Source organism: Sphingomonas sp. GW821-FHT10F11, from assembly GCF_058809095.1.
This window is the reverse complement of sequence record NZ_JBXASH010000006.1, coordinates 49756-70906: the sequence shown is the minus strand read 5'-3', so window position 1 is coordinate 70906 and position 21151 is coordinate 49756. Positions and strand designations below refer to the sequence as shown.

At 66.7% G+C, this 21151-nt stretch carries 25 protein-coding genes; 16 read left to right on the top strand and 9 right to left on the bottom strand.

What is annotated here, in order from left to right; translation table 11 throughout:
- Window positions 1-189 precede the first annotated feature (189 nt).
- Complete coding sequence (locus AC1RT8_RS17380; protein ID WP_493076941.1) at window positions 190-918, bottom strand: pyridoxine 5'-phosphate synthase; 729 nt, start codon at window positions 916-918, stop codon at window positions 190-192.
- Window positions 915-1499 carry an orotate phosphoribosyltransferase gene (gene pyrE, locus AC1RT8_RS17375; RefSeq protein WP_493076939.1) on the bottom strand — a complete coding sequence of 195 codons (585 nt, stop codon included), beginning with the start codon at window positions 1497-1499 and terminating at the stop codon, window positions 915-917. The genes AC1RT8_RS17380 and pyrE overlap by 4 nt, the downstream gene beginning before the upstream one ends.
- A 197-nt stretch (window positions 1500-1696) precedes the next feature.
- Between pyrE and coxB the strand changes: the two genes are divergently transcribed.
- The 11 genes from coxB (at window position 1697) to AC1RT8_RS17320 (ending at window position 11075) form a co-directional block, all read left to right on the top strand.
- Window positions 1697-2836, top strand: a complete 1140-nt coding sequence (gene coxB / locus AC1RT8_RS17370) for a cytochrome c oxidase subunit II (protein WP_493076938.1) — start codon at window positions 1697-1699, stop codon at window positions 2834-2836.
- A 3-nt stretch (window positions 2837-2839) separates the two neighbouring features.
- On the top strand, window positions 2840-4504 hold the full coding sequence (gene ctaD, locus AC1RT8_RS17365; RefSeq protein WP_493076936.1) for a cytochrome c oxidase subunit I: 1665 nt from the start codon (window positions 2840-2842) through the stop codon (window positions 4502-4504).
- Between the two features lie 80 nt (window positions 4505-4584).
- A complete protein-coding gene (locus tag AC1RT8_RS17360; protein ID WP_493076935.1) occupies window positions 4585-5490 on the top strand; it encodes a heme o synthase in 906 nt (301 codons plus the stop codon).
- On the top strand, window positions 5490-5621 hold the full coding sequence (locus tag AC1RT8_RS17355) for a cytochrome c oxidase system small membrane protein (RefSeq protein WP_493076934.1): 132 nt from the start codon (window positions 5490-5492) through the stop codon (window positions 5619-5621). The genes AC1RT8_RS17360 and AC1RT8_RS17355 overlap by 1 nt, the downstream gene beginning before the upstream one ends.
- Window positions 5618-6154: a cytochrome c oxidase assembly protein gene (locus tag AC1RT8_RS17350; RefSeq protein WP_493076933.1), complete on the top strand. Its 537-nt coding sequence runs from the start codon at window positions 5618-5620 to the stop codon at window positions 6152-6154. Before AC1RT8_RS17355 ends, AC1RT8_RS17350 begins: the two co-directional genes overlap by 4 nt.
- A gap of 35 nt (window positions 6155-6189) precedes the next feature.
- The gene (locus tag AC1RT8_RS17345; RefSeq protein ID WP_493076932.1) at window positions 6190-7104 is read left to right on the top strand and encodes a cytochrome c oxidase subunit 3; all 915 of its coding nucleotides are present in this window, start codon (window positions 6190-6192) and stop codon (window positions 7102-7104) included.
- 7 nt (window positions 7105-7111) lie between these two features.
- Window positions 7112-7618 (top strand): DUF3291 domain-containing protein, encoded by a 507-nt coding sequence (locus AC1RT8_RS17340; protein WP_493076931.1) that lies wholly within the window; start codon window positions 7112-7114, stop codon window positions 7616-7618.
- Entirely contained in the window at window positions 7560-7991 is a 432-nt protein-coding gene (locus AC1RT8_RS17335; RefSeq protein WP_493076929.1) for a DUF983 domain-containing protein, read from the top strand. Before AC1RT8_RS17340 ends, AC1RT8_RS17335 begins: the two co-directional genes overlap by 59 nt.
- Entirely contained in the window at window positions 7988-8605 is a 618-nt protein-coding gene (locus AC1RT8_RS17330; protein ID WP_493076927.1) for an SURF1 family protein, read from the top strand. The genes AC1RT8_RS17335 and AC1RT8_RS17330 overlap by 4 nt, the downstream gene beginning before the upstream one ends.
- A gap of 42 nt (window positions 8606-8647) precedes the next feature.
- Window positions 8648-10048 (top strand): threonine synthase, encoded by a 1401-nt coding sequence (gene thrC, locus AC1RT8_RS17325; RefSeq protein WP_493076925.1) that lies wholly within the window; start codon window positions 8648-8650, stop codon window positions 10046-10048.
- A gap of 145 nt (window positions 10049-10193) precedes the next feature.
- The gene (locus AC1RT8_RS17320; RefSeq protein ID WP_493076924.1) at window positions 10194-11075 is read left to right on the top strand and encodes a class I SAM-dependent methyltransferase; all 882 of its coding nucleotides are present in this window, start codon (window positions 10194-10196) and stop codon (window positions 11073-11075) included.
- A gap of 123 nt (window positions 11076-11198) precedes the next feature.
- Here the strand turns inward: AC1RT8_RS17320 and AC1RT8_RS17315 are convergent, their stop codons facing one another.
- From AC1RT8_RS17315 to AC1RT8_RS17305, 3 genes are read right to left on the bottom strand one after another with little or no spacing between them, the layout of a single operon-like run.
- Window positions 11199-11843, bottom strand: coding sequence for a heme exporter protein CcmB (locus tag AC1RT8_RS17315; RefSeq protein WP_493076922.1), 645 nt, complete (start codon window positions 11841-11843; stop codon window positions 11199-11201).
- Entirely contained in the window at window positions 11840-12430 is a 591-nt protein-coding gene (gene ccmA, locus AC1RT8_RS17310; RefSeq protein WP_493076920.1) for a heme ABC exporter ATP-binding protein CcmA, read from the bottom strand. The genes AC1RT8_RS17315 and ccmA overlap by 4 nt, the downstream gene beginning before the upstream one ends.
- Entirely contained in the window at window positions 12427-12840 is a 414-nt protein-coding gene (locus AC1RT8_RS17305; protein ID WP_493076919.1) for a metallopeptidase family protein, read from the bottom strand. Before AC1RT8_RS17305 ends, ccmA begins: the two co-directional genes overlap by 4 nt.
- 49 nt (window positions 12841-12889) lie before the next feature.
- Between AC1RT8_RS17305 and AC1RT8_RS17300 the strand changes: the two genes are divergently transcribed.
- Complete coding sequence (locus AC1RT8_RS17300) at window positions 12890-13183, top strand: 4a-hydroxytetrahydrobiopterin dehydratase (protein WP_493077297.1); 294 nt, start codon at window positions 12890-12892, stop codon at window positions 13181-13183.
- Window positions 13184-13396: 213 nt separating this feature from the next.
- On the opposite strand, the gene AC1RT8_RS17295 is transcribed toward AC1RT8_RS17300, so the two are convergent.
- Entirely contained in the window at window positions 13397-14203 is an 807-nt protein-coding gene (locus AC1RT8_RS17295) for an SDR family oxidoreductase (RefSeq protein ID WP_493076917.1), read from the bottom strand.
- 57 nt (window positions 14204-14260) lie between these two features.
- Between AC1RT8_RS17295 and AC1RT8_RS17290 the strand changes: the two genes are divergently transcribed.
- Both AC1RT8_RS17290 and AC1RT8_RS17285 read left to right on the top strand, forming a co-directional pair.
- Complete coding sequence (locus AC1RT8_RS17290; RefSeq protein WP_493076916.1) at window positions 14261-15037, top strand: ATP-binding cassette domain-containing protein; 777 nt, start codon at window positions 14261-14263, stop codon at window positions 15035-15037.
- Window positions 15034-16566 carry an ABC transporter permease/substrate-binding protein gene (locus tag AC1RT8_RS17285; RefSeq protein WP_493076914.1) on the top strand — a complete coding sequence of 511 codons (1533 nt, stop codon included), beginning with the start codon at window positions 15034-15036 and terminating at the stop codon, window positions 16564-16566. The genes AC1RT8_RS17290 and AC1RT8_RS17285 overlap by 4 nt, the downstream gene beginning before the upstream one ends.
- A 5-nt stretch (window positions 16567-16571) precedes the next feature.
- On the opposite strand, the gene AC1RT8_RS17280 is transcribed toward AC1RT8_RS17285, so the two are convergent.
- The 3 genes from AC1RT8_RS17280 to ubiG all read right to left on the bottom strand — a co-directional run bounded on the left by AC1RT8_RS17280 (window position 16572) and on the right by ubiG (window position 18313).
- Entirely contained in the window at window positions 16572-17108 is a 537-nt protein-coding gene (locus tag AC1RT8_RS17280) for a GNAT family N-acetyltransferase (protein ID WP_493076913.1), read from the bottom strand.
- Window positions 17096-17416 carry a type II toxin-antitoxin system TacA family antitoxin gene (locus AC1RT8_RS17275; RefSeq protein WP_493076912.1) on the bottom strand — a complete coding sequence of 107 codons (321 nt, stop codon included), beginning with the start codon at window positions 17414-17416 and terminating at the stop codon, window positions 17096-17098. Before AC1RT8_RS17275 ends, AC1RT8_RS17280 begins: the two co-directional genes overlap by 13 nt.
- Before the next feature lie 165 nt (window positions 17417-17581).
- Window positions 17582-18313 (bottom strand): bifunctional 2-polyprenyl-6-hydroxyphenol methylase/3-demethylubiquinol 3-O-methyltransferase UbiG, encoded by a 732-nt coding sequence (ubiG, locus tag AC1RT8_RS17270; protein WP_493077296.1) that lies wholly within the window; start codon window positions 18311-18313, stop codon window positions 17582-17584.
- 57 nt (window positions 18314-18370) lie between these two features.
- Between ubiG and AC1RT8_RS17265 the strand changes: the two genes are divergently transcribed.
- The gene (locus tag AC1RT8_RS17265) at window positions 18371-19630 is read left to right on the top strand and encodes an aspartate kinase (protein WP_372857261.1); all 1260 of its coding nucleotides are present in this window, start codon (window positions 18371-18373) and stop codon (window positions 19628-19630) included.
- Between the two features lie 281 nt (window positions 19631-19911).
- Window positions 19912-20898 carry an NAD(P)H-dependent flavin oxidoreductase gene (locus tag AC1RT8_RS17260; RefSeq protein WP_493077294.1) on the top strand — a complete coding sequence of 329 codons (987 nt, stop codon included), beginning with the start codon at window positions 19912-19914 and terminating at the stop codon, window positions 20896-20898.
- Window positions 20899-21151: the final 253 nt, after the last annotated feature.

The window sequence follows — 21151 nt, the reverse complement described above, 5'->3', positions numbered from 1 at the left end:
TTGGAGCGCACTGGTGTTGCCTCAACTCCTCACCACGCCATTTCGCATCGGCGTGGAGACGGGTCACGCTGTCCGAAGATCGACAGGTAATTGAAGCGTTGAAGCAGGAGGACGCTTTGCCGCGCTCCAAGCCCCTCCACCGCTTCGTGGTCCCCCTCCCCGTTCCGGGGAGGAACTGCGGGCGTGTGCTCATCGCGCCGAATCCATCGCGGCGCGCATCGTGCGCACTGCCTTGTCCAGCCCGACGAACATCGCCTCGCCCACCAGGAAATGGCCGATGTTCAGCTCGCGCACCTGCCGGATCGCGGCGATCGGGGCCACATTGTCATAGGTCAGGCCGTGGCCGGCATGGACCTCGATGCCGTTCTTGGCGGCAAGCGCGGCGGCATCGCTCAGCCGGCGCAGCTCCTCTGCCTGCGCTTCGCCCTCCAGCTCGGCATAGCGGCCGGTGTGAAGCTCGACCACCGGCGCGCCGAGGCGCAGCGCCGCCTCGATCTGGCGCGCGTCGGGTTCGATGAACAGCGAGACGCGGATCTTCGCCGCGCCAAGCGCGCTCACCAGCGATGCGAGCTGATTATGCTGCCCCGCCGCGTCAAGGCCGCCCTCGGTGGTGCGCTCCTCGCGCTTCTCGGGCACGATGCAGGCGGCATGCGGCCGGTGGCGAAGCGCAATGGCGAGCATCTCGTCGGTCGCCGCCATCTCCAGGTTGAGCGGGATGGTGAGCTGCTCGGACAGCCGCGCGATATCGTCGTCGGTGATGTGCCGCCGGTCCTCGCGCAGATGCGCGGTGATGCCGTCGGCGCCGGCCTCCGCCGCCGCCAGCGCAGCGCGGACCGGATCGGGATAGCCCGCGCCGCGCGCGTTGCGGACGGTCGCGACATGGTCGATATTGACGCCGAGCCGCAGGAAATCGGTCATGCCGCGGCCCGGCTGCCCGGCTTGATCGCGGGCAGCGCCGCCAGCTCGGGCGGCAGCGACTCGGCAGCATAGGTCGGCACGTCCACGCGGATCAGCGGGAAGAAGGGCACGCCCAGATCGGCGGTGCCGCCCGAGCGATCGACCAGCGATGCCGCCGCGATCGTCTCGCCGCCGGCGCGGCCGATCGCGGCGATCGCCTCACGCGACGAGAGGCCGGTGGTGACCACATCCTCCATCATCAGCACCTTTGCGCCCGGTGTCAGGCGGAAACCGCGGCGCAGCTCGAACACGCCCTCGGGCCGTTCCAGGAACATCGCCTCGACGCCCAGCGCGCGCGCCATTTCGTGCCCGGCGATCACCCCGCCCATCGCCGGCGAAACCACCACGTCGATGCGCGAGCGGATCTCGGTCGGAATGCGCGTCGCCAGTTCGGTGGAGAGCCGCGCGCCGCGCGCGGGATCCATCAGCACGCGCGCACATTGCAGGTAGCGCGAGGAGCGCAGGCCCGAGGACAGGATGAAATGTCCTTCCAGCAGGGCGTCGGCGGCACGGAATTCGGTCAGGATCTCGTCGTCGGTCATCTACGCTGTCTTTCGTGAAAGCGAGCGGTTGATAGGAGCCCCATAGGGGCCGTGCAACGCCCACAACCTATGGTGTGTCAAAAAACGCCCCGACACGCTTGAGGCACCAGCACCTCCCGCGTATAGGCCCATCGCAACGAGCGTATTCCCGCTCGCGCGCCATGGATGGAAAGGCGCAATCAGGGGTGACGAGACGCATGCGCAGTAAGGGGTTGAAGTCGATCGTGCTGGCGGCAGGACTCGCGATAGCGGGTATCGGCTACGCCGCGGCACCGGCGCCACAGGCGGCAACGCCCACCACGGCGGCTCCGGCAACGACCACTGCCGCGCCGACGACCGGGGCTGCGCCTGCCGCGACTCCGGCGACCGCTGTGCCGACCGATCCGATGCTCGTGCTCGACGGCGGTCCGGAGGTGAAGCCGGTTCGCGGCGTCGGCATGCCGGTCGACGGCCACTGGACGCTGCAGGATCAGGTGACCCCCAATGGCCGCCGCGCCCACTGGTTCCACGATGCCATCCTGTTCCCCGTGATCGTCGTCATCTCGCTGTTCGTGCTGTTCCTGCTGATGTGGGTGATGTTCCGCTATCGCCGCTCGGCGAACCCGGTGCCGTCCAAGACCTCGCACAACACCTTTATCGAGATCATCTGGACCGCGGTCCCGGTCATCATCCTCGCGCTGATCGCCGCGCCCTCGATCGGGCTGCTGGCGGCGCAGTACAAACCGGCCCCGGCCAATGCCGTCACGCTCAAGGCGATCGGCAACCAATGGTACTGGACCTATCAATATCCCGATCATGGCGGGTTCGAGATCACGTCGAACATGCTGAAGGAAAAGGCCCAGGTCCAGCCGGGCGAGCGCTTCCGCACCGACGCTGACGGCCCCGAGCTGCTCGCGACCGACAACCGCGTGATCCTGCCGATCAACACCCCGATCCGCCTGATCACCACCGCGAACGACGTGATCCACAGCTGGGCGATCCCGGCTTTCTGGATCAAGCTCGACGCGATCCCCGGCCGCCTGAACGAGACGAGCTTCACCATCGAGAAGGAAGGCGTCTATTTCGGCCAGTGCTCGGAACTTTGCGGCGCGCGCCACGGCTTCATGCCGATCACCGTCGTGGCGGTGAAGCCCGCGGTGTTCGCCGCCTGGGTCAAGGCGAAGGGCGGCACCATGCCGGCCCCGGGCGGCGCCAAGCCCTCCGACGCCGCACTGGCGCCTCCGGCCGATGCCGCCGCCAACACCGCCGGACCGGTCGAGAATGCGACCAGCGCCGCTCCCGCCACCAATCAGGCTGCCACGGCGAACACCGCCGGCGCCGGCAACGCTGGACAGTAAGAAATGACCGACACCGCCCTTCACCCGTCCGCGTTCGACGCGCATCATGACGATCACGCGCATCACGATGCGGATCACAAGCCGGCCTTCTTCGCGCGCTGGTTCATGTCGACGAACCACAAGGACATCGGCACCCTCTATCTGATCTTCGCGATTTTCGCGGGCATCGTCGGCGGCGTCATTTCGGGCCTGATGCGCCTGGAACTGGCCGAGCCGGGTATCCAGTATCTCGGCGAGTGGGCCAGCTTCTTCCACGGCAGTCCGCAGAGCCTCGACGAATCGCTTCATTTCTGGAACGTGCTGATCACCGCGCACGGCCTGATCATGGTGTTCTTCATGGTCATGCCGGCGATGATCGGCGGCTTCGGCAACTGGTTCGTGCCGCTGATGATCGGCGCGCCGGACATGGCGTTCCCGCGCATGAACAATATCAGCTTCTGGCTGCTGATCCCGTCGATGATCCTGCTGTTCGCCTCGCCCTTCTTCGGCGGCGCGGGCAATGGCTGGACGCTCTACGCCCCGCTCTCGACCTATGGCGAGCCCGGGCCGTCGACCGACATGGCGATCCTCGCGCTCCATCTCGCGGGCGCCAGCTCGATCCTGGGCGCGATCAACTTCATCACCACCATCTTCAACATGCGCGCGCCGGGCATGACCCTGCACAAGATGCCGCTGTTCGTGTGGTCGGTGCTGGTGACGGCGTTCCTGCTGCTGCTGGCGCTCCCGGTCCTGGCCGCGGCGATCACCATGCTGCTGACCGACCGCAACTTCCACACCACCTTCTTCGATCCGGCCGGCGGCGGCGACCCCGTGCTGTACCAGCATCTGTTCTGGTTCTTCGGCCATCCCGAGGTGTACATCATGATCCTGCCGGGTTTCGGCATGATCAGCCACATCATCTCGACCTTCTCGAAGAAGCCCGTGTTCGGTTATCTCGGCATGGCGTACGCCATGGTCGCGATCGGCGTGGTCGGCTTCGTCGTGTGGGCGCACCACATGTTCACCACCGGCCTCAGCGTGAACGTGAAGATGTACTTCACCGCCGCGACCATGGTCATCGCGGTCCCGACCGGCATCAAGATCTTCTCGTGGATCGCGACGATGTGGGGGGGCTCCCTGAGCTTCAAGACCCCGATGATGTGGGCGATCGGCTTCATCTTCATGTTCACCGTTGGCGGCGTCACCGGCGTCGTGCTTGCGAATGGCGGCGTCGACGACGTGATGCAGGACACCTATTATGTCGTGGCGCACTTCCACTATGTGCTGTCGCTCGGCGCGGTGTTCAGCCTGTTCGCCGGCTTCTATTACTGGTTCCCGAAGATGTCGGGCCGGATGTACAACGAGCTGCTCGGCCAGATTCACTTCTGGGTGTTCTTCATCGGTGTGAACGTGTTGTTCTTCCCGATGCACTTCCTCGGCGTGCAGGGCATGCCGCGGCGCATCCCGGACTACAATCCGGAATATGAGTATTTCAACCACATGGCCTCGATCGGCTATGCGATCATGGGCATCTCGATGCTGGTGTTCTTCGTCAACCTGTTCTGGTCGCTGTTCGCCGGCAAGAAGGCGGGCGACAACCCCTGGGGCGAAGGCGCGACGACGCTCGAATGGACCCTGTCGAGCCCGCCACCCTACCATCAGTTCGAGACGCTGCCGCGTATAGACTGACGAGCGGAGCCGCCCGCGGCGGCACCACAAACCAATAGCGGCGCCGGATTCGACCGGCGCCGCTACGCATTGAAATGAAGATGAACACGACGACCGCACAGCCACTCATGCTCCCCGCCGACTGGCGCGATTTCGTCGCGCTCACCAAGCCGCGGGTGATGACGCTCGTCGTCTTCACCGGCCTGTGCGGGATGCTGGCGGCGCCGGTCGGGATCGATCCGGTGCTCGGCTTCACCGCCATCCTGTGCATCGCGCTCGGCGCGGGCGCGGCTGGCGCGCTCAACCAATGGTATGAGGCCGATATCGACGCGGTGATGAAGCGTACCGCGCGCCGCCCGCTTCCGGCCGGCCGCATGGACCGGCAATCGGCGCTGCATTTCGGCGTCGGCCTGGCGATCTTCTCGGTGATCCTGATGGGGCTGGCGGTGAACCTGCTCGCCGCCGCGATCCTGAGCGTGTCGATCCTGTTCTACGTCCTGGTCTATACCGTCTGGCTCAAGCGCCGGACGCCGCAGAACATCGTCATCGGCGGTGCCGCGGGCGCCTTTCCGCCGCTGATCGGCTGGGCCGCCGCGACCGGCGATGTCGCGACCCTGCCGGTGCTGCTGTTCGCCCTGGTCTTCCTGTGGACGCCGCCGCATTTCTGGGCGCTCGCCTTGTTCATGAAGTCCGATTACGCCGCCGCCGGTGTGCCGATGCTGCCGGTCGTGGCGGGCGAGCGCACCACCCGGCTTCAGATCGGGCTCTACACCATCCCGATGGCCGCGGTGGCGATCGCGCCATGGGCGCTCGGCCTGACCGGCGCGATCTATGGCGGCGTCGCGGTTGCGACCACGCTGGTTTTCGCCGCGCTGGCGCTTCAGGTGAGCCTGCGCACGACCGGCACGGACGATGCGATGAAGCCGGAAAAGCGGCTGTTCGCCTGGTCGATCCTCTATCTTTTCATTCTCTTCGGCGCCCTGGTCGTCGACAGGTGGGTTGGCTGATGCAGAACGATGACGACATCCGCGCCCGTCAGCGTTCGCGCGCGCGCGTCATGGCGCTGTTGCTTGGCGCCTTCGTCATCCTGGTGTTCGCGATCAGCATCGTGAAGATCAAGGCGGGGATGGCGCATTGACCCGCACGCTGCGCACCGCGATCCTCGCCGGTATCGGCGTGTGCTGCATGACCGGGCTGGGTTATGCCAGCGTGCCGTTGTACCGCATGTTCTGCGAGGCGACCGGGCTCAACGGCACGACGCAGCGCGGCCTGGTCGCGCCGGGCGCGGTCGGCGATGCGCAGGTGCGGATCGATTTCGACACCAATGTCGCGCCCAAGCTGCCCTGGATCTTCAAGCCCGAAGTGCCGTCGGAGACGATCGCGATCGGCGCGCGCGACATGGCGTTCTTCACCGCGACCAACAAGAGCGACAAGCCCATCACCGGGACCGCGACCTTCAACGTCACCCCGGCCCAGGCGGGCAAATATTTCACCAAGATCCAGTGCTTCTGCTTCACCCAGCAGACGCTGAAGCCGGGTGAGACCGCCCGCATGCCGGTGATCTTCTACGTCGACCCGAAGATCCTCACCGATCCCGACGCGGCGGACGTGAAGAATATCACCCTCAGCTACACCTTTTACCCTGTGGATTCCGCGAAAGCAGCCAGCTAGAGCGTTGTCGACAGCCTATTAACGGGGACCGAAGAATGGCCGGCGCCAAGAACCACGATTACCATATCCTGCCACCCGATATCTGGCCGATTATCGGCGCGTTCTCCGCGCTGACCATGGCGATCGGCGGCATCATGTGGATGCATTCCGGCAGCGTGTTCGGCATCGGCGGCGGCACCATCTTCTTCATCGGCGTCGCGGCGGTGCTGCTCACCATGTTCTCCTGGTGGAGCAACGTGATCAAGGAAGCGCATGCCGGCGATCACACGCCGGTGGTGCAGCTTCACCTGCGCTACGGCATGATCCTGTTCATCGCCTCGGAGGTGATGTTCTTCGTCGGCTGGTTCTGGGCGTTCTTCGATTTCTCGCTGTTCCCGGCACCGGTTCAGGTCGTCGACGGCACGGTCAGCCTGATCGCCGATGCGGCCCGAGGCACCTGGCCGCCCAAGGGCCTGGAAGTGCTCGACGCCTTCAAGTTCCCGCTGCTCAACACGATCATCCTGCTCACCTCGGGCACGACGGTCACCTGGGCGCACCACGCGCTGATTCACAATCAGCGCGGTGGCGAAAAGACCGGTCTCTGGGGCCTGCTCGGCGTGGGCAATCGCGACGGCGTGCTCAAGGGCCTGTGGCTGACGATCGTGCTCGGCCTGCTCTTCTCGTCCATCCAGGCCTATGAATATGCCGAGGCGCCCTTCCCGTTCAAGGGCATCAACTATGGCGCGTCCTTCTTCATGGCGACCGGCTTTCATGGCTTCCACGTCATCATCGGCACGATCTTCCTGATCGTCTGCCTGGTCCGGGCCTATCGGGGCGACTTCACCCCGCGCCAGCATTTCGGCTTCGAGGCTGCCGCCTGGTACTGGCACTTCGTCGACGTGGTGTGGCTGTTCCTGTTCGTCTCGATCTATGTCTGGGGTGGCTGGGGCGCGCCGGTCCACGGCGGCTGACACCAGCGTGATTCAGCGCTGGCACCTTGCACAGGTCAATATCGGTCGGCTCGCTGCGCCGGCCGATGACCCGCAAGTGGCTGGCTTCTTCCAGGAACTCGACCGGATCAACGCGCTCGCGGAAGCGAGCGCTGGATTCGTCTGGCGGCTGAAGGGCGAGGGCAACAGCGCCACCGATCTTCAGCCGACGCCCGATCCGAGGCTGATCGTCAACATGTCGGTCTGGGCCGATGCCGAATCGCTGTTCGACTATGTCTATCGCAGCGCCCACACGCCGGTGATGGCGCAGCGTCGTAGCTGGTTCGACCGGTTCGACGGCGCCTATCAGGCGCTGTGGTGGATTCCTGCGGGGGCCACGCCCAGGATCGACGACGCCTTCGCGCGGCTCTGGCTGCTCGACCGGTTCGGTCCGAGCGACCGGGCCTTCACCTTCAAGCTGCGCTACCCCGCGCCCGATGCGCCCGGCACCCCCGTCGATATGCGGCCCGATCCATGGTGCATGGGTCACGCCTGATCCTGCCTCCTCGCCGAGCCCGGCGCCCGCTGACGTGGCGATCAAGGGCCTGTGTCCGCGCTGTGGCGCCAAGACGCTGTTCGCCGGCGTGACCAAATTCGCCGATCGCTGCGCAGCCTGCGGGCTCGATTTCACCCAGTTCAATGTGGGCGACGGGCCGGCCGCGTTCCTCACGCTGATCGTCGGCGGATTGCTCGTCGGTGTGGCGGTAACCTTGCAACTGACCGTCGAGCCGCCGCTCTGGCTGCTGGCGCTGATCCTGATCCCGCTGGCGGCCGTTGCCGTGACCGGGTCGCTCCGGGTCGCCAAGGGCGCGCTGCTCGCCTTCGAATATCGCAATTCGGCGCGCGAAGGCCGGATCACCGACAAATGAAGCCGCGCTTTCCCATCGTTGCGACCATATTGGTCGGCCTCGCCATCGCCGCGATGGTCGCGCTCGGCGTGTGGCAGCTCCAGCGCAAGGGCCAGAAAGAGGCACTGCTCGTGCAGCTCGCGGCGAATCGTTCACTGCCGCCGATCGCGTTCCCGCGCATTCCGGTCGACGATACGCTGCTGTTCCGCCGCGCCAGCGCCTTCTGTCTCCAGGCGGTCAGCTTCAGCGTCGAGGGTGGGCGCAACGCGGCGGGCCGGACCGGCTGGCGCCACATCGCCCGGTGCCGCACCGGCGCGGAGGGCCCGGGCCTGACCGTGCTGATGGGCGTGGCCAAGGCGCCTGACGCCAAGCCAGCCTGGGGCGGCGGCGAGGTGACCGGCTATATCACCCATGCCCCCGATCACCGGCCGATGATCGCGACCTGGTTCTCGCACCAGCCCAAGACGCTCATGCTCGTTGCTGACCCGCCGGTGTCCGGCCTCGACGCCAATCCGCAGCCCGATCTTGCCTCGGTGCCCAACAACCATCTCGCTTATGCGGTGCAATGGTTCCTGTTCGCGCTCGTCGCCGGCGTGATCTACGCGATAGCGCTGCGACGTCGCCTGAAAGCTTGACGTGCTTGTGACTTTGCCGCGCCGCGGTTAGGCGCAACGGCCATGCGCTATATCAGCACCCGTGGGGCGGCTCCCGTCCTGGACTTCGAACAGGTCACGCTCGCCGGCCTTGCCAGCGATGGCGGCCTTTATGTCCCCGAGAGCTGGCCGAGCCTGAGCATCGACGAGATCGCCGGCCTGCGCGGCCTTTCCTATGTCGACACTGCCGTCGCCGTGATGGCGCCGTTCGTCGAGGGCACGCTCTCGCGCGAGGAACTGCGCGATCTGTGCGCCCAGGCTTATGGCCGCTTCTCGCACAAGGCGGTCACGCCGCTGGTCCAGCTCGACCATCAGCATTGGCTGCTCGAGCTGTTCCACGGCCCGACGCTCGCCTTCAAGGATGTCGCGCTTCAGCTGCTCGGCCTGTTGTTCGAACGCTTCCTCGCGGGCTCCGACAGGCATGTGACGATTGTCGGCGCGACCTCGGGCGACACTGGTTCGGCCGCGATCGACGCGCTGGCCGGCCGCGCCGGCGTCGACGTGTTCATGCTCCACCCGAACGGCCGGGTGTCCGACGTGCAGCGCCGCCAGATGACCACGGTGCTCGCGCCCAACATCCACAATATCGCGATCGAGGGCAGCTTCGATGACGCCCAGGCGCTGGTGAAGGCGATGTTCAACGATCCAGGCTTTTCCGGGAGATTCCAGCTCTCGGCGGTCAATTCGATCAACTGGGCGCGGCTGATGGCGCAGGTGGTCTATTATTTCTACGCCGCCGTCCGCCTCGGCGCGCCCGACCGCCTGGTCGCCTTTTCGGTCCCGACCGGCAATTTCGGCGACGTGTTCGCCGGCTATGTCGCGGCGAAGATGGGCCTGCCGGTGGCGAAGCTGGTCGTCGCGACCAACGTCAACGACATCCTCCACCGCGCGCTCGCGCAGGGCGATTATTCGCAAGGGACGGTCGTGCCGACGCCCAGCCCGTCGATGGACATCCAGGTGTCGAGCAATTTCGAACGCCTGTTGTTCGATCTCGGCGGACGCGACGGCAGTGCGACGCGCGACCAGATGCGCGGCTTCGAGGCGACCAGGGCGATGCGCCTGACCAACGCCCAGCGCGAGGGTGCCGCCGGCCTGTTCGTCAGCGACCGGATCGATCTCGATGACATGGCGCTGGCGATGCGCTGGGCCTGCGACGGTTCGGGCCAGGTGATCGATCCGCACACCGCGATCGGCCTCGCCGCCGCGCGCCGCGCTGGTCTCGCCGCCGATGTGCCGGTGGTGACGCTCGCGACCGCGCATCCGGCGAAGTTCCGCGAACCGGTCGAGCGCGCGACCGGCGTACGTCCTGGCCTCCCCGCGCGCATCGGCGACCTGTTCGACCGGGAAGAGCGTTACGCGACCCTGCCCGGCAGTTTCGAGGCGGTCACCGGCTATATCGCCGAGCGGGCGGTGGCGAAGGCGTGATGATGTTCTCCCCGTTCGTTTCGAGCGCAGTCGAGAAACAGGTACCGGGCGCAGGTTTCTCGGCTTCGGCCCGAAGGGCCGAAGCCTGTCCTGAGCGCCTGCCTACGCAGGCAGTCGAAGGGCTCGAAACGAACGGAGATGGGGTGTGAACCTCGTAACACTCATCGGCGAACCCTGGGCTGACTATGGGCTGATCGATTCAGGCAATGGCCGCAAGCTCGAACGCTATGGCCGTTTCCGCTTCATCCGTCCCGAAGGCCAGGCGCTCTGGGCTCCGGCCCGCGACGACTGGCGCGCCCAGGCGGAATTCGTGCCCGGCTCCGACGAGGAAGGCGGCGGCCGCTGGGATTATGCGGAACCGGTCCCGCGCGAGGGCTGGCCGCTGATGTGGGACCAGGTCCGCTTCCAGGCCCAGACCACGCCCTTCCGCCATCTCGGCTTCTTCCCGGACATGGCGCCGGTGTGGAGCTGGATGCGCGAGCAGGTCTCCGACAAGCTGGCTGAGGGGGAGGCGCCCGAATGCCTCAACCTGTTCGGCTATACCGGCGTCGGCACCCTGGCGATGGCGGCGAAGGGCGCGAAGATGGTCCATGTCGACGCGTCGAAGAAATCGGTCGAGGCGGCGCGCGCCAATGCGGTGCTCTCGGGCATGGCCGACAAGCCGATCCGCTGGATGACCGACGACGCCACCAAGTTCGTCGCCCGCGAAGTCCGCCGGGGCCGCCGCTACGACGGCATCCTGCTCGATCCCCCCAAATTCGGCCGCGGGCCGGAGGGCGAGGTGTGGAAGCTGGAGGAGGGGTTGCCCGGCCTGATCGCCGATTGCCGCAAGCTGCTCGACAGTGAATCGCGCTTCCTGTTCCTCACCGTCTATGCGGTGCGCATGTCGGCGCTGGCGATCGGCGAGCTGCTCAACCAGGCGCTGGGCGATCTCGGCGGCAAGGTGGAAGCGGGGGAATTGGCCGTACGCGAAGAAGCCCGCGGGCTCCTGCTACCAACCGCGATCTGGGCGAGGTGGTCGCGCTAAATTCCTCGTGACGACTTTAATTTCCGTTCGTTTCGAGCGAAGTCGAGAACAGGTACCGGGGGCAGGTTTCTCGACTTCGCTCGAAACGAACGGAGGGAGAGCGGCTCTCTGCCTGAGGAGAAATTAGTCCATCCCCGCCCGCATCGCCGCTCCGGCAACGAACGGCGCCCCGGCGACCAGCATCAAACTCACCGCCGCCAGCAGTTTCACCGCCCCCATCCCGCCATCGATCGACCCGGCCCCGAAGATCAGCAGCGGCACCGCGAGTGGGAGCATCACCAGCCCGGCAACCGCGCCGGCGCCCCGCAGCCCCGATACCAGCGCGGACGTAGCGACCGCCAGCGCCGCCAGCCCCGGTGTCCCGATCAGCAACCCGATCTCCACCCGCAGCACCGTCTCGCCCGACAGGTCCAGCAGCCCCGCCGCGATCACCGCCGCCAGCATCAGCGGCGGTCCGAAGGCGAGCCAGTGCGCCGCGATCTTCGCGGCGGCCACGCTCGCCATGCTGAGCCCGCGTACCGCGAACTGGTCGAGCACGCCGCTTTCCGCATCCGGCCCGATCAGCCGCTCGACCGGCATCAACGCGGCCAGCAGCGCCGCCGCCCAGATCACCCCGCCGCCGACCCGTGCCAGCAGCGCCGCATCGGGCCCGATCGCGAAGGGAAACAGGATCGCGACGAGCAGGAAGAAGGCGAGTGTGTAGGTCACGCTCCCACCCGCCCAGGCCCGGGTCAGGTCGCGCGCGACAAGGGTCAGGAACGGCCTCATGCGGCCCCCAGCGCGATCGGCACCGCGCCCGGCACGTCGATCGGCAGATGAGTCGCGACCACGACGACTCCGCCGCTCGCCCGGTGCCCGGCGATCAGCGATTCCAGCACGCGCACGCTTAAATCGTCCAGCCCATTGGCCGGCTCGTCGAGCAGCCAGATGGGCGCCTTGCTCGCCGCCACCCGCGCCAGCGCGGCACGGCGCCGTTGCCCGGTCGAGAGCAGCCGCACCGGCACCTCGGCCAGCGCCGTCAGATTCGTCGCGTCGAGCGCGGCGGCGACCCGCGCGCCCGGATCGCCATCGTCGTCATCCAGCGCTGCCCAGAAACGCAACGCGCTGCCCAGCCGCCGCTCAGCATCGAGCGCCGCAGCCTCGGCCATCAGCGCGCGCCCCGCCGGCCCCTCGACCTCGCCCTTCGCAGGCCTGAGCAACCCCGCCGCAACCCGGATCAGGCTGGATTTGCCCACTCCGTTCGGTCCGGTCACCAGCGCCGCGCCGCCCGCGGGAATCGCGAAGGAGAGCCCCTCGAACAACACCCGCCCGCCCCGCGCGCAGGTCACGTCGCGGAACGTGAGCGCAGTCGTCACGCGTCCCCCACCATATCCTCCAGCGCATGCATATCGTCGTCGGACAGGCCGAAATGATGCCCCACCTCATGGATCATCACATGCGCGACCAGTTCGTCGAGCCCGACCCCGGTCTCGATCCATTCCTCCAGGATCGCGCGGCGATAGAGATGGATGCGATCAGGCAGTGCACCCGATTCCATTGAGGATTTCTCGCCCACCGGCCGCCCATGATAGAGCCCGGTCAGGTCGAGCGGATGCTCGATGCCCAGCGCATCAAGCGTTTCCTCGTCGGCGAATTCCTCGACGATCAGCACGACATCGCCCAGATGGGTGCGGAATTCGGCGGGCAGGGCGTTGAGCGCCTTCAGCGCGATCGCGCGGATCGCATCGGCATCGGGCGCGGTGCGCGGTTGAACGGATGCTGGCATGGGCTATGCCTTAAGGCCAAGGCGCGGGGTGCGCCAGCAGGAGGAAATGGTGCCGATCGAGCAATTGACCGAGGAAGAACGTACGGACGCGCTGGACGAGCTCGACGAATGGGATTTCGACGAAGCCCGCGACGCGATCACCCGTACTTTCACCTTCGCCGATTTCAGCGAAGCCTTCGCCTTCATGACGCGCGTCGCGCTGCTGGCGGAGAAGGCGGATCATCACCCGGAATGGTCGAATGTGTGGAACCGTGTGGAGATATTGCTGACCACCCATGACGCGGGCGGCTTGTCGCAGCGCGACGTGGATATGGCAGAGGCGATCGACCTGCTGGTCGACTAGCACGAATCGACATTCACTCAGACAATCGCTCCTCTCCAGTGGGAGAGGATAGCGTAACTTGGAGAGGGGCTCCGGGAGCTCTCGATGGCTCCGGAGCCCCTCTCCAACTTCGACTAGATCGCTGCGCTCTCAAGTCTCCGTATCCTCTCCCACTGGAGAGGAAGAAGACGGCACATCCAGTGTCCGGCTGCACTGCTTCGTCATCTAGCCGACCTAGTTCCCTCCGCTCACCGCTCCGCGCCGCATCATCTTGCGCAGCTTCCCCGGCATCCACCGCGCCGCGAAAGCCATGCGCCGCGCGGTCTTGCCGACATAGGTGTGGACCGCATCGCCATGCACCGCATCCCAGGCCGCCTGGGCGACGTCCGTCACCGGCGTCAGCTCGAGCCCGGCCGCCGTCACCGTCTCGCGGATCGACTGGTTCGATCCGCCCGCCGGCGTATTGAGCAATGGGGTCTCGATGAAGCTCGGCACCAGGTCGCGCACCTTGACGCCCGCGCCATACCATTCGCCGTCGAGCGCCTCGGTCATCGCCCGCACGCCGAACTTGGTCATCGAATAAGGCGCCAGCCCGGACGACCCGTAGATTGCCGAGGCGGAGGCGGTGTTGAGCAGACACGACCCCGGCGTCCGCGCGAGATAGGCATAGCCGATCCGCGCCCCGTTGAGCACGCCGGTCAGGTTGATCGAGACGGTCCGGTCGATATCCTCGAAGCTCATCTCGGCGAGCGGCCCGCCCGTGCCGATCCCGGCATTGTTGAACAGCACGTCGAGCGTGCCGCCGCTCGGCGCGGTGAACGCGTCGAGATTGGCCACCCAGGCATCGCGGTCGCGCACGTCCATCATATAGGTCTCGGCCATGCCCGCCGGCAGCATCGCCGCGGTCTCGGCCAGCCCCTTCGCGTTCACATCGGCCAGCCCGACGCGCCAGCCGCGCGCGGCGAACAGCGTCGCCGTCGCCTGGCCGATGCCCGATCCGCCACCGGTGATGAAGATCGATTTCTGCGTCGCGTCCGCCATGCTGCCCCTTTCGTCGTCGTTTGACGTTCGCGGCATCCTCCCGCACAAACTGCGCCGATGCCAGAACAATCGCCCGGTCCTTCGGTCGCCTTTGACGGCGTCACCAAATCCTATGGCGGCACCGTCGCGGTCGATTCCGTCTCGCTGGAGATTGCCGGCGGCAGCTTCGTTGCGCTGGTCGGCGCGTCGGGATCGGGCAAGTCGACCCTGCTCAAGATGGTCAACCGACTGATCGAGCCGAGCGCCGGGTGGATCGCCATCGCCGGCGAAGACGTGACGGGTGCGGAGCCAAATGCGCTGCGTCGCCGGATCGGCTATGTCTTCCAGAATATCGGCCTGTTCCCGCACATGAATGTCGCCGAGAATATCGGCATCGGCCTGCGCCTCGCGGGCGAGAAGGATCGCGCCGGCCGCGTCGCCGATCTGCTCGACCTGGTCGATCTGCCCCGCGATTTCGGCGCGCGCACGCCCGATGCGCTGTCGGGCGGGCAACGCCAGCGCGTCGGCGTCGCCCGCGCGCTCGCCACCGCGCCGGGCCTGATGCTGATGGACGAGCCGTTCGGCGCGCTCGATCCGGTGACGCGCGATCAGCTCGGCGCCGCGATCCGCGCGCTGCACGACCGGCTCGGCCTCACCACCATCATGGTGACGCACGACATGGCCGAGGCACTGCTGCTCGCCGACCGCGTGCTGGTCATGGCCGCCGGAAAGATCGTCGCCGACGCGACGCCCAGGGCTTTGCTGGCGGGCGAGGGCGGGGCAGAAGCCGATGCCCTGGTCGCCGTCCCGCGCGAACAGGCCCGCCGACTCCACGCGCTGGAGGGCGGCGCATGAGGCCCTTTTTCGAAGCGCTCTCCCGGGTCCCCGATCTGCTCGCCGCGCATCTGCTGCTTGCCGCCTCGGCGCTGGCGCTTGGTCTCGTCATCAGCCTGCCGCTGGCCATCTGGTCCGCCCGCCGCCCTGCCGTCGCGCGCATCGCGCTCGGCTTCGCCAGCCTGGTCCAGACCATCCCGTCGCTGGCGCTACTCGCCTTGTTCTATCCGCTGCTGCTCTCGCTCTCGACCCTGGTCGGCGGCGGCATCCCGGCGCTCGGCTTCCTGCCCTCGCTACTCGCGCTGACGCTCTATGCGTTGCTGCCGATCCTGCGGAACGGCGTCACCGGCCTCGCCGGGATCGATCCCGCCGTAATCGAGGCGGCCGACGGTGTCGGCATGACCGCCTGGCAAAAGCTCCGCCTGGTCGAGGCGCCTCTGGTCGCACCGGTGCTGATGGCCGGTATCCGCACCGCGGCGGTCTGGACGATCGGCGCGGCGACTCTCTCCACCACGGTCGGTCAGCCGAGCCTCGGCGACATGATCTTTGCCGGCCTTCAGACTCAGAACTGGGCGCTGGTCCTTGCCGGCTGCCTCACCGCGGCGGCGCTGGCGCTGACGGTCGACGCGCTGCTCGGCGTGATCGAACACGGCATCGCCGCGCGTCGGCCCTTGCGGGTGTGGATCGCCACGGCGGTCCTCGCGATCGGTGTCCTTGCCGCGCTAGCGCCGCTCTGGCCGAAGGGCGGGGAGACCGTCGTGGTCGGCGCCAAGGGTTTCTCCGAACAGTATATCCTCGCCCGGGTGATCGGCCACCGGCTGGAGAAAGCGGGCTACCGCGTCGAATATCGCGAGGGGCTCGGCTCGGTCGTCGCCTTCTCGGCGGTCGCGGGCGGCGATACCGACATCTATGTCGATTATTCCGGCACGATCTGGACCAACGGCATGAAACGCACCGACGTGCCGCCCCGCGCCGCGATCGTGAAGGGTGTGGCCGAGTGGGCGCAACGGTACCACGGCGTGCGCCTGCTCGGCGCGCTCGGCTTCGAGAACAGCTATGCCTTCGCCATGCGCGGCGAGGATGCGGCGCGGCGCGGCATCCACAGCATCGCCGATCTGGCGCCGATCGCGCCGCAACTAAGCCTCGCCACCGATATCGAATTCCTCGAACGCCCCGAATGGGCGGCAGTGAAGCGCGCCTATGGTCTGCGCTTCAGGGAAGCGCATCCCTATCAGCCGACCTTCATGTTCCGCGCGCTGACCAGCGGCACGGCGGATGTCATCCCAGCCTTCTCCTCGGACGGCCGGATCGCGGCTGACAAGCTCGCGGTGCTGGCCGACCCGAAGGGCGCGATCCCGGGCTATGATGCGATCCTGCTGCTCTCGCCCAAACGCGCGAAGGACCGTGCGTTCGTGGACGCCGTCACGCCGCTGATCGGGCGCGTGCCCGTAGAGGCGATGCGTGAGGCAAACTACATGGTCGACCGCGACGACGACAAGGCCTCGCCCGAGGAAGCGGCGCGGTGGCTGGAGAAGAAGCTGGGGTTGTAGGCCCGTCACTCTTCGCTGAAAGCCGCGACCAGCGTTTCTATCGGCAGGAACAGGATTCGGCTGTCAGCGGGATCTTCGAGGAACTCGGCGCATCTCGCATAGAATCGCTTCGCGGCATCGTCCCTGGCATGGACCAGCACCGCGGCGATACCGATGCCCTGCGCGACCGCCGCGATCCGGCGTAGCGCGTCCGAAAGCATGTCGGCACCGATACCCTTGCCGGCATGATGGCGATCGACCGCGAGCCGTCCGATAATGGATACGGGAATCGGGTCGGGGGCGTTGCGCCGGAGCGTCGCGGGCGCGGCGGCCCGTTCCACCCCGCCCGCGGAGAGGCAGAAATAGGCGACGACCCGGTTTCCTTCGCAAACGACATAGCTTCGCGAGAAACGGCTTTCGTTCCGGAGCGCCCGGTGCCGAAGCCAATGGTTCAACCCCGGCTCGCCGCAATCGAAGGCCGAAAGATCATGCCCGGCGGTCAGCGGAACAGGTGCCGAAAGCCCGGGCCTGAAGCGCGCCGGGTCGCTTTCTACTTCTGCCATGCCGGAACCCGGCGCAACAGCGACCGCAGTTTCGGTCCCGGTGCCGGGGGATTGTCCAGCGCCTCGACAAAGGCATCGTAGCGACCGGCATCGAGCGCGAACAGTCGCTGGTCGAGCAACACGTCGATCGCCAGCTCCCGGGCGCTCTCGATCATGAACTCAGTGCGCGTCTTGCCGAGGATCGACGCCGCATCGTCGATGAGCTGGCGCGTGCCCGTATCGATCCGCAGGTTGATGCTGCCCTTTGTCTCGCCACGCGGCGCGACCGCTTCGGCGTCCTTCGCAAAAGGGGTGCGGTCTTCTCGCATGGGTCTGACTATGGATTTTGTATCCACAATGTCAATACGCCGATGCGTCGCGCCAAGCTATTCTACCGTCATGCCGGACTTGTTCCGGCATCCATCGTGCAGCAAGCACTGTCCTCGCAGGTTGAGAGATGGACCCCGGAACAAGTCCGTGGAGACGGGCAGGGTTTACTCCCGAACCGCCGTCACGAAATAATCCAGCTTCAAATCGTCCGAGATCACGAAGCTCTTCGCCACCGAAAAGCTCAACCCGCGCGTCTCGACAACCTTCAGCCCCGCCGCCTCGATCAGCGCGACCAGCTCCTCAGGCGTCAGGAATTTCCCCCAGTCATGCGTCCCCTTGGGGATCTGCCCGGTGCCCTCGCCGATCGTGATCAGCGCCAGCCGCGACAGCGCGGTGCGATTGGGCGTCGACAGCACCATCAGGCCCCCGTCCGCCAGCGCCCCCGCCAGCCCGGCGATGAAGGCGCCCGGATCGGTGACATGCTCGATCACTTCCATGCTGGTCACCAGGTCGAAGCGCGCCGCGCCCAGCCCTTCGATCCCGCCGGTGCGGTAATCGATCGTCAGTCCGGACAGCTGTGCATGGGCATGCGCCGCGGCGATATTCTCCGGCGCCGCGTCGATCCCGGTCACCGCCGCGCCCAGCCGCGCCAGCGGCTCGCACAACAGCCCCGCGCCGCACCCGACATCGAGCGCGGTCTTGCCGGCCAGCGGGGTGAAGCCCGTCTCGTCCAGCCCCCAATGTGCGTCGATCCGTTCGCGCAGATAGCCCAGTCGCACCGGGTTGAGCCGGTGGAGCATCGCCGACGACCCCTTGGGGTCCCACCACTCCGCCGCCATCGCGCCGAAATGCGCTGCTTCGTCGGGATCGATCGTCGTTACGGGGTCGCTTGCCATCACCATGCGGCCTTCCTATCAGGGCGCCCCGCTCACCCCAAGGAATTCTGCACCTCCATGGCTCGTATCGTGATGAAGTTCGGCGGCACCTCGATGGCCGGGATCGAGCGAATCCGGAGCGTCGCCGCGCGCGTCAAACGCGAGGTGGAGGCAGGCAACCAGGTCGCGGTGGTCGTCTCGGCCATGGCCGGCGAGACCGACCGGCTGGTCAATTTCTGCCGTGAGGCCTCGTCGCTCTACGATCCGCACGAATATGACGTGGTCGTCTCGGCCGGCGAGCAGATCACCAGCGGCCTGCTCGCGGTCGCGCTCCAGGCGATCGGCGTGCCGGCGCGCAGCTGGCTCGGCTGGCAGCTGCCGATCCGCACCTCGGACGGCCATGGTTCGGCGCGCATCGCGGAGATCGACACCACCGCGCTCAACGTCTCGCTGGCGAAGGGCGAGGTCGCGGTCATCCCCGGCTTCCAGGGCGTGGCCTCGGGCGAGCGCGTCACCACGCTCGGCCGCGGCGGCTCGGATACGTCGGCGGTGGCGATGGCGGCCGCGATGAAGGCCGATCGCTGCGACATCTATACCGATGTCGACGGCGTCTATACGACCGACCCGCGCATCGTCCCGCGCGCGCGGAAACTGAAGCGGGTCACCTATGAGGAAATGCTCGAGCTCGCGAGCGTCGGGGCCAAGGTGCTCCAGACGCGCTCGGTGGGTCTTGCGATGAAGGAACAGGTCCGCGTCCAGGTGCTCTCGTCCTTCACGGGCGAGGACGCACCGATGGCGGACACATTGCCCGGTACGATGATCGTGGGCGAAGAGGAGATCGACGACATGGAACGCCAGCTCATCACGGGTATCGCGCACGACAAGAACGAAGCGAAGATCACGCTGACCGCAGTGCCGGATCGTCCCGGCGCGGTCGCCTCGATCTTCACCCCGCTGGCCGATGCCAACATCAATGTCGACATGATCGTGCAGAACGTCGCGCATTCGACCGGCTCGACCGACGTGACCTTCACCGTGCCCGGCGCCGATCTCCCCCGCAGCCTCGAAGTGCTCGGCAACGCGCAGGGTGATATCGGCTATGCCAGCCTCGTCCACGACACCCGCGTCGCGAAGATCTCGGTGGTCGGCGTCGGCATGCGCAGCCATGCCGGCGTCGCCGCGACCATGTTCAAGACATTGGGCGAGCGCGGCATCAACATTCAGGCGATCACGACGTCCGAGATCAAGGTCTCGGTGCTGATCGAGGAAGATTATACCGAGCTTGCGGTGCGCGTCCTGCACACCGCTTACGGCCTTGATGCTGAGGACGCCGCGTAAACTCCCTCTGGAATCTCCCTCTCCCAGCGGGAGAGGGAAGGGGCCCATCGCGAAGCGATGGGAAGGGTGAGGGTGATGCGGCGAGAGTCGGAGCCTCATTCACCCTCATCCGCGCTTCGCGCCACCTTCTCCCGCCGGAAGAAGGATTTTAGTCGTCCACTATGTCTGTCCGTCGGTCCCGATTGCCGAACGAGCGCCGGGAGGGCAAGGAAGCAAGCATGACCGAAAACCTCACTGCTACCTCCGCCCGCACCATAGGCGAGGAGCGCCTCGCCCGCCGCATGGCGCGCGGTGCCGCATTCCTCGGTTCCGAAACCGCCATCCTGTGCGGCGCCATGTCCTGGGTGTCGGAGCGCAACCTCGTCTCCGCCATCTCCAATGCGGGCGGCTTCGGCCTGATCGCCTGCGGCGCGATGACCCCCGAGCTGCTCGACGCGGAGATTGCCGGCACCAAAAAGCTCACCGACAAGCCGTTCGGCGTGAACCTCATCACCATGCACCCGATGCTGTTCGACCTGATCGAGGTCTGCAACAAGCACGCGGTCGGCCATGTCGTGCTCGCGGGCGGCCTGCCGCCGACGGGCTCGATCGACGCGATCAAGGCGAACGGCGCGAAGCTGATCTGCTTCGCCCCCGCGCTCTCGCTCGCCAAGAAGCTGATCCGCTCGGGCGTCGACGCGCTGGTGGTCGAAGGCATGGAGGCCGGCGGCCATATCGGCCCGGTCTCGACCAGCGTGCTCGCGCAGGAGATCCTGCCTGAGGTGTCGGAGCAGGTTCCGGTGTTCGTCGCCGGCGGCATTGGCCGGGGCGAGGCGATCGCGGGCTATCTCGACATGGGCGCGGCGGGCGTGCAGCTCGGCACGCGCTTCGTCTGTGCGACCGAATCGATCGCGCATCCCAATTTCAAAAAGGCGTTCCTGCGCGCCTCGGCCCGCGATGCGGTGGCGAGCGTGCAGATCGATCCGCGCCTGCCGGTCATCCCGGTGCGTGCGCTGAAGAATGCCGGCGGCGAGCTGTTCACCGCGAAGCAGCGCGAAGTCGCGCAAGCGCTCGACGAGGGCAAGGTCGAGATGGCCGAAGCCCAGCTCCAGATCGAGCATTACTGGGCCGGCGCGTTGCGCCGCGCGGTGATCGACGGCGATGTCGAGCATGGCAGCCTGATGGCCGGCCAGTCGGTCGGCATGGTGACGAAGGAAGAGCCCGTCGCCGAGATCATCGCCGTGCTGATGGCCGAAGCGGCGCATGCGCTGGAGAAGCGGGCGACCTGATGGCGCAGGCGCGCCTGCATCGATTCAACGTCGCTGCGATTGGGTGCAGCGTAGGGCGGCCGGCACGACATGCGTGTGCCGTGCCGCTCTTTCTTATTGTTGGATCAAATTTGGGTGGCGTTTTGCGGCCGGAACAGCGGAACGAACGTCGTTTTTCCGCTGATTCGGCGGTGATTTACCGCTGTTATGCATAACAGCGGTAAATCGTCGCAGGTCATTGACTTACAAGAAGAATTTCTCCCGGAAAATCCAA

Coding starts and splice junctions, on each gene's coding strand:
- AC1RT8_RS17360 (WP_493076935.1), top strand. CDS start 4,585: ATGAACACGACGACCGCACAGCCACTCATGCTCCCCGCCGACTGGCGC.
- AC1RT8_RS17380 (WP_493076941.1), bottom strand. CDS start 918: ATGACCGATTTCCTGCGGCTCGGCGTCAATATCGACCATGTCGCGACC.
- ctaD (WP_493076936.1), top strand. CDS start 2,840: ATGACCGACACCGCCCTTCACCCGTCCGCGTTCGACGCGCATCATGAC.
- AC1RT8_RS17305 (WP_493076919.1), bottom strand. CDS start 12,840: ATGCCAGCATCCGTTCAACCGCGCACCGCGCCCGATGCCGATGCGATC.
- coxB (WP_493076938.1), top strand. CDS start 1,697: ATGCGCAGTAAGGGGTTGAAGTCGATCGTGCTGGCGGCAGGACTCGCG.
- AC1RT8_RS17290 (WP_493076916.1), top strand. CDS start 14,261: ATGCCAGAACAATCGCCCGGTCCTTCGGTCGCCTTTGACGGCGTCACC.
- AC1RT8_RS17285 (WP_493076914.1), top strand. CDS start 15,034: ATGAGGCCCTTTTTCGAAGCGCTCTCCCGGGTCCCCGATCTGCTCGCC.
- AC1RT8_RS17275 (WP_493076912.1), bottom strand. CDS start 17,416: ATGCGAGAAGACCGCACCCCTTTTGCGAAGGACGCCGAAGCGGTCGCG.
- AC1RT8_RS17295 (WP_493076917.1), bottom strand. CDS start 14,203: ATGGCGGACGCGACGCAGAAATCGATCTTCATCACCGGTGGCGGATCG.
- pyrE (WP_493076939.1), bottom strand. CDS start 1,499: ATGACCGACGACGAGATCCTGACCGAATTCCGTGCCGCCGACGCCCTG.
- AC1RT8_RS17330 (WP_493076927.1), top strand. CDS start 7,988: ATGAAGCCGCGCTTTCCCATCGTTGCGACCATATTGGTCGGCCTCGCC.
- AC1RT8_RS17335 (WP_493076929.1), top strand. CDS start 7,560: ATGCGCCCGGCACCCCCGTCGATATGCGGCCCGATCCATGGTGCATGG.
- AC1RT8_RS17315 (WP_493076922.1), bottom strand. CDS start 11,843: ATGAGGCCGTTCCTGACCCTTGTCGCGCGCGACCTGACCCGGGCCTGG.
- AC1RT8_RS17265 (WP_372857261.1), top strand. CDS start 18,371: ATGGCTCGTATCGTGATGAAGTTCGGCGGCACCTCGATGGCCGGGATC.
- AC1RT8_RS17345 (WP_493076932.1), top strand. CDS start 6,190: ATGGCCGGCGCCAAGAACCACGATTACCATATCCTGCCACCCGATATC.
- AC1RT8_RS17280 (WP_493076913.1), bottom strand. CDS start 17,108: ATGGCAGAAGTAGAAAGCGACCCGGCGCGCTTCAGGCCCGGGCTTTCG.
- AC1RT8_RS17355 (WP_493076934.1), top strand. CDS start 5,490: ATGCAGAACGATGACGACATCCGCGCCCGTCAGCGTTCGCGCGCGCGC.
- thrC (WP_493076925.1), top strand. CDS start 8,648: ATGCGCTATATCAGCACCCGTGGGGCGGCTCCCGTCCTGGACTTCGAA.
- AC1RT8_RS17260 (WP_493077294.1), top strand. CDS start 19,912: ATGGCGCGCGGTGCCGCATTCCTCGGTTCCGAAACCGCCATCCTGTGC.
- ubiG (WP_493077296.1), bottom strand. CDS start 18,313: ATGGCAAGCGACCCCGTAACGACGATCGATCCCGACGAAGCAGCGCAT.